Source organism: Ruegeria sp. HKCCA5463 (assembly GCF_013034175.1).
In the GTDB taxonomy this organism is placed as follows: Bacteria; Pseudomonadota; Alphaproteobacteria; order Rhodobacterales; family Rhodobacteraceae; genus Ruegeria.
On the sequence record NZ_WQFL01000027.1, the window covers coordinates 1 to 2341 of the forward strand.

General features: G+C 60.1%; 2 pseudogenes. Both read left to right on the plus strand.

The window, feature by feature from the left end:
* Positions 1 to 162: 162 nt before the first annotated feature.
* Positions 163 to 1648: pseudogene (istA, locus tag GOW09_RS22220) on the plus strand (IS21 family transposase).
* Positions 1645 to 2341, plus strand: a pseudogene (gene istB, locus GOW09_RS22225) (IS21-like element helper ATPase IstB); the annotation flags it as partial. The pseudogenes istA and istB, both read left to right, overlap by 4 nt.

Genomic DNA, 2341 nt, shown 5'->3' on the forward strand with positions numbered 1-2341 from the left:
TGAGAACGGCGGTGAGAAAGTCGACCACGGTAGCGGCGGGATGATCTTGGTGCGGGCGGCGTAAAAGTCGTCCATCTTTTCCCTTTCTTTTGACGGAGGGAGGGTGGGAGGATCTTCACCGTGGATTTGTATCGCAAAGTTCGTTTGGCCTGTGCCGAGGGCATGAGTCAGCGAGAAGCGGCGCGGCATTTCGGGATATCTCGTGACAGCGTTCGCAAGATTTTGGCGTTTTCAGTTCCGCCCGGCTACCGGCGGTCAGCACCGATCCGGCGGCCTAAGCTGGATGGGTTCACCGGGATCATCGATCAATGGCTGTCGGAAGATCGGCAGCGGCCGCGCAAGCAGCGGCATACGGCCAAGCGGATCTTCGAACGCCTCCGCGATGAGCATGGCTTCGAGGGTGGTTACACCATCATCAAGGATTATGTTCGGGAGCACGGTCGACGGCATCGCGAGATGTTCGTGCCCCTTAATCATGCACCGGGCCATGCTCAGGCCGATTTCGGCGAAGCAGTGGTTGTGATCGGAGGCATTGAGCAGAAGGCCCACTTCTTTGCCTTGGATCTGCCGCACAGCGACGCCTGCTACGTCCGGGCCTATCCGGCGGCGACAGCGGAGGCCTGGATGGACGGGCACGTCCATGCCTTTGGGTTCTTCGGGGCCGTTCCGCAGTCGATCCTGTACGACAACGACCGGTGCCTTGTGGCGAAGATCGAGCCCGACGGAACTCGCAGACGCGCGCGGCTGTTCAGCGAGATGCTGTCCCACTATGTGATCCGGGACCGCTACGGACGTCCAGGTAAGGGCAACGACAAGGGGTCCGTCGAAGGGCTGGTTGGCTATTCCCGGCGCAACTTCATGGTGCCGGTCCCGAGCTTTCCGACTTGGGACGCCTTCAACAACTGGCTCGAAGAGCAGTGCCGGAAGCGCCAAAACGACAAGCTGCGCGGGCACAATCAGACGATTGGAGAGCGGCTTCAACGCGATCTGGAGGCAATGGCGGTCTCGCCGGCCACGCCCTTCGAAGCCTGCGAACAGGCCACGGGCCGGGTCAGTTCCCTGTCGCTGCTGCGCTATAAGACCAACGACTATTCCGTGCCGGTTGCCTACGGCCATCGCGAAGTCTGGATCCGCGCCTATGTTGACCGGGTGGTCATCGGATGTGGTGGGGAGGTCATCGCGCGGCATGTTCGCAGCTACGACCGCGAGGACATGGTCTTCGATCCGGTTCATTACCTGCCGCTGATTGAGAAGAAGATAAACGCTTTCGAACAGGCGGCTCCGCTGGCCGGATGGGAGCTTCCCAAGGCGTTTGATACTCTCCAGAGGCTGATGGAGGCACGCATGCTGAAAACCGGACGGCGCGAATACGTGCAGGTTCTACGGCTGCTCGAAAGCTTCGAGATGGAGGAGGTTCATGCTGCCGTGAAGACGGCTCTCCAGATGGGAGCAATCAGCTTCCCCTCTCATTGATTGCTAGGCAATCAACTGCCGGGCAGTGGATGCCGTAAAGCATCTGGTGCTGTGTCGGGTGGAGCGGCGGCCGCCGAGGCTCGATCTGGATGTCTACCCGTTCCTGCCACGGGCCAAGGTGGCGACGACATCTCCGGCCAGTTACATGTGCCTGACAACAGGTGCCTCGACATGACGGAGACGCCACAGATCCTGCTGAACCACCAACTCAAAAAGCTGAAGCTGCCGACCATCCTGCGGGAATACGACAAGCAGGCTCGGCTCTGCGCTGCCGAAGGGAGAGATCACGTCCAGTTCCTGGCCCGTCTGATCGAGCTCGAACTCATCGACCGGGAACGGCGCATGATCGAACGCCGGATCAAGGCCGCGAAATTCCCGGCGACCAAGAGCCTCGATAGCTTCGACTTCACGGCGATCCCAAACCTCAACAAGATGCAGGTACTCGAACTCGCCCGCTGCGAATGGATCGACCGTTGCGAGAACGTCATTGCTCTCGGCCCCAGCGGCACCGGTAAGACCCACGTGGCCTTGGTCTTGGCCTGGCCGCCTGCCAGAAAGGCCTGGCAGTCCGCTTTACTACTGCCGCAGCCATCGTGCACGAATTGATGGAAGCTCGCGATGAACGCCAGCTCCTGCGGCTTCAAAAGCAATTGGTGAAGCAGAAGCTGCTGATCATCGACGAACTGGGCTTCGTACCACTCTCCAAGACAGGCGCTGAGTTACTGTTCGAACTGATCTCCCAGCGATACGAACGCGGGTCGATCCTGATCACCTCGAACCTGCCGTTCGAGGAATGGACGGAAACATTCGGATCCGAGCGTCTCACTGGTGCCTTGCTCGACCGGCTGACCCACCATGTCAGCATTCT